The sequence below is a fragment of the Streptomyces sp. 8L genome (genome assembly GCF_020176795.1).
GTDB lineage: Bacteria > Actinomycetota > Actinomycetes > Streptomycetales > Streptomycetaceae > Streptomyces.
Map to the genome: position 1 here is coordinate 1 of NZ_JAIUKE010000699.1, position 4297 is coordinate 4297.

2 protein-coding genes are annotated in these 4297 nt (G+C 75.3%); both read right to left on the minus strand.

Annotated features, from left to right (window positions below):
- Positions 1-174: 174 nt before the first annotated feature.
- A complete protein-coding gene (locus LCE31_RS37380; protein ID WP_225022533.1) occupies positions 175-1263 on the minus strand; it encodes an ADP-ribosylglycohydrolase family protein in 1089 nt (362 codons plus the stop codon).
- Positions 1264-1555: 292 nt separating this feature from the next.
- Positions 1556-4156, minus strand: a complete 2601-nt coding sequence (locus tag LCE31_RS37385) for a bifunctional FO biosynthesis protein CofGH (RefSeq protein WP_225022535.1) — start codon at positions 4154-4156, stop codon at positions 1556-1558.
- Positions 4157-4297: the final 141 nt, after the last annotated feature.

The following is a 4297-nucleotide window of genomic DNA, read 5'->3' on the forward strand; positions in this document are numbered from 1 at the left end:
GGCCGGCTCTCGCCTCGGCCCGGCGGCCGGGCCCCCTCCTCTCGACCCGACCGTCCGTCGGGCGTACCCGGCGCGGGGGGCCGGGGGGGCCGGCCCCCCCCCGGGCCCCCCGGGCCGGCCCGGGCGCCGTTTCGCCGTACCGGCGGCCCTCCTCGCGGCGGCGGCCACCGCGCGTCATCCGACGGGGTAGCGCCGCAGCCAGGCGTCCTCGCCGGTGCCGCCGCCGTGCAGCGCCTGGGGCTGCGTGAGTTCCATGGCGAGGTCGTCGGCGAGTTCGAGCAGCGTGGCCCGGCCCTCCAGTTCGGCGAGCCACAGCGGCGGCAGCGCCGTCTCGCCGTGCCAGGTCCCGAGCAGGGCGCCGCACAGCGGGGCCGCCGCGCGGGCCGTGGGGCCCGAGGTCGCCAGGGACAGGCCGTGCCGTACGTCCTCCGCGACCAGCGCGCAGTACACCGCGACCGCGAGGGCGTTCTCCGCGCCGCCCGCCCCCGCGAGGGCCGCGACCCGGTGCACGTCGGGCACGCCGGCCCGTACGCCCTCCAGCGCCCGGCCGAGCGCCGCCGAGACGGGCTCGTGGCCCGGCCCCCCCGCCAGCAGCTTCAGCGCCTCGCCCACCGCCGCCTCCAGGGGCGCGCGCCGGGCGAGGCCGTGCACGATCACCGCGTACGCCGACGCGGACAGGCAGGCCGCGGGATGCCCGTGCGTGTGCACCGCGCACTCGGCAGCCAGCAGGCCCACCAGCTCCGGTTCCCACCCCACGAGCAGCCCGAACGGCGCCGACCTCGGCAGCGCGCCCGCGTCGCGCGCCCGGGGGTTCTTCGGCTCCGCCCTGGTGCCCATCCGCTCGTCGCCGAGGCCGAGCAGCAGCGGCAGCGGCGGGTCGCGGCGCGCGTAGAGCCACTCCTCCATGGCCAGCCAGCCGTTGTCGGCGCGCCGCTCGTCGGGTCCCCAGTCGTGCTGCGTCGCGTACCACCGCAGGTGCGCGCGGTGGATGTCGGTGGGCGGGTGCCAGTGGCCGCGGTCGCGGCGGATCTGCGCGCGGATCAGGCCGTCGACCGTGAACAGGGTGAGCTGCGTCGCCCAGGTCACCGCGCCGCGTCTGCCGTGGACCGCGACGAGGTCGGGCTCTTCCGGCGCCGAGCCCGGCTCCGGCGGCGCGCCGGACGCGCCCGCGCCCAGCGTGTCGCCGATCCCGCCGCCGAGCAGGCATCCGCGCACCCGGCTGCGGAAGTCCAGCTGCTCGGCCCGCCCCCACACCGTGCTCACGCGTCACTCCCCACACTCAGGTAGCCGTCGACCCCGCCGGGACCGTTTCCGGCCCCGGCGAAGCGAAACCTACCGTCGTGCGGGGCGCCGCGCCCCGGCAAGCGGGGTTCACGCCATCCACCCGCTTCCCCAACTCGCCCGGTTAAAAGCCGTGTTCACACGAATCGCCCGAGGGTTCCGACGGCAGCGGACGGACGGCAGCGGGAAGCTGGGGCCCCAGCCTTGGCCGCCCGGCCACGGACGCGGACGGCAGCGTGAGGCCTGAGGCGCCGACACGGACGCGCGCACGCGCTCAGTCGGAGACCAGCGGCAGCAGCTCGGGCAGGTGGCCGTCCGACGACGAGGCCGCCCTGACGCGCTCCTCCGGCACCTCCCCGTACAGCGTCGTGCGGGGGCGCGACGGCCGGCCCGCGGCCTCCGCGATCGCCCGGAGGTCCCGCACCGACCGGTACGAGCCGTAACTCGACCCGGCCATCCGCGAGATGGTCTCCTCCATCAGGGTCCCGCCCAGGTCGTTCGCGCCGGAGCGGAGCATCTCGGCCGCGCCCTCGGTGCCGAGCTTGACCCAGCTCGTCTGGATGTTGGGGATGTGCGGGTGCAGCAGCAGCCGCGCCATCGCCGTCACGGCCCTGTTGTCGCGGTCGGTGGGCCCGGGGCGCGCGATGCCCGCCAGGTACACGGGCGCGTTGGTGTGGATGAACGGCAGCGTCACGAACTCCGTGAACCCGCCGGTCTCCCGCTGGATGGACGCGAGGGTGCGCAGGTGGCCCAGCCAGTGGCGGGGCTGGTCGACATGCCCGTACATCATCGTGGACGACGACCTGATGCCCAGCTCGTGGGCGGTCTTGACGACCTCGATCCAGGTCGCGGTCGGCAGCTTGCCCTTGGTGAGGACCCAGCGGACCTCGTCGTCCAGGATCTCCGCCGCCGTGCCGGGGATCGAGCCGAGCCCGGCCTCCTTCGCCGCGGTCAGCCAGTCGCGGATGGAAAGCCCGGTGCGGGTCGCGCCGTTGACGACCTCCATCGGCGAGAAGGCGTGCACGTGCATGCCCGGCACGCGCTCCTTCACGGCCCGCGCGATGTCGAAGTAGGCGGAGCCCGGCAGGTCGGGGTGGATGCCGCCCTGCATGCACACCTCCACCGCGCCGACCTCCCAGGCCTGTTCGGCCCGGTCCGCGACCTGCGAGAGGGAGAGCGTGTACGCGTCGGCGTCGGTGCGGCGCTGCGCGAACGCGCAGAAGCGGCAGCCGGTGTAGCAGACGTTGGTGAAGTTGATGTTGCGCGTGACGATGTAGGTGACGTCGTCGCCGACCACGTCACGGCGCAGCTCGTCCGCGATGCGGGTGAGCGCGTCGAGCGCGGGCCCGTCGGCGTGGAAGAGGGCGAGGGCCTGCTCGTCGGTGAGCTTCTCCGGGTCGTCGGCGGCCTGGCCGAGCGCCTGGCGCACATCGCCGTCGATCCGCTCGGGCACCATGCCGGGCGCGGCGGCCTCGCGCAGCGCCTCCCAGTCCCCGTACACGACGTCGAAGTCGTCGCGCCGGTCGCCGGTGCGGCCCTCGGTGTCGATGGTGCGGTGCAGATCGGTGCGGCCGGTGGAGGTGAACGCCTCGTCCGGCTCCTGCCAGGGCAGGCCGGCCGGCCGCACGTCCTCGCGCGCGAGCCCGGTCTCCGGGTCGGCGAGCGCGGTGACGTGCGGCAGCAGCCGCGGGTCCAGCCACGGTTCGCCGCGCTTGATGAACTCGGGGTAGATGGTGAGGCGTTCGCGCAGCCTGAAGCCGGACTCCGCGGTCCTCGCCGCGAGGTCGTCGATGTGCGGCCAGGGCCGCTCCGGGTTGACGTGGTCGGGGGTGAGCGGCGACACCCCGCCCCAGTCGTCGATGCCGGCGCGGATCAGCAGCCCGTACTCGGCGTCGACCAGGTTCGGCGGGGCCTGGATGCGGGCGGAGGGGCCGAGGATGTGCCGGGCCACGGCGATCGCGGCGGCGAGCTCCTCCAGTTCGGCGTCGGGCATGCCGCGCATCGCCGTGTCCGGCTTGGCGCGGAAGTTCTGCACGATCACCTCCTGGATGCCGTGGTAGGCGCGGGCCGTGCGGCGCAGCGCGAACAGGGCGTCGGCGCGCTCCTCGTAGGACTCCCCGATGCCGATGAGGACGCCCGTCGTGAAGGGGACGTTGGAGCGTCCGGCGTCCTCAAGGACCCGCAGCCGTACGGCGGGCTCCTTGTCGGGCGAGCCGAAGTGCGGGCCGCCGGGCTCGGACCACAGGCGGGTCGCGGTCGTCTCCAGCATCATCCCCATGGACGGCGCGACCGGCTTGAGCCGCTGGAGGTCGGTCCAGGACAGGACGCCCGGGTTGAGGTGCGGCAGCAGCCCGGTCTCCTCCAGGACGCGGATCGCCATGGCCCGTACGTACGCGAGGGTGTCGTCGTACCCCTCGGCCTCCAGCCACGCGCGCGCCTCGGGCCAGCGGTCCTCCGGCCTGTCGCCGAGGGTGAACAGCGCCTCCTTGCAGCCCATCGCCGCGCCGTCGCGGGCGATCTTCAGCACCTCGTCGGGCGAGAGGAACATCCCGTGGCCCTCGCGCCGCAGCTTCCCCGGCACCGTGACGAAGGTGCAGTAGTGGCACTTGTCACGGCAGAGGCGGGTGAGCGGAATGAACACCTTGCGGGAGTACGTGATGATTCCGGCGCGCCCGGCCGCTTCGAGCCCGGCGTCCCGGACCCGGGCGGCCGACGCGGCGAGGTCGGTGAGCTCGTCCCCGCGCGCCTGGAGCAGCACGGCCGCCTCGCCGGCGTCCAGGGCGACGCCGTCGCGGGCGCGTTTCAGGGCACGGCGCATGGAGTTGGCGGTGGGCCGGCCGGCGGCCCCTGACCCGTCAGGCACGTACGTAGTCATCCGTCGAGCATACGTAGCGGCGGGAGCGTCCCACGGGTGCGGTGAGCGGGCACGGCGGCCGGGGTCGGGCCAGGTCGCCGGGCTCCCGGGGCCGGGCGGGCGGCGCGGAGTGGCGGCGCGGCCCGCGGGGTACGGGGAGGG

Coding starts and splice junctions, on each gene's coding strand:
- LCE31_RS37385 (WP_225022535.1), bottom strand. CDS start 4,156: ATGACTACGTACGTGCCTGACGGGTCAGGGGCCGCCGGCCGGCCCACC.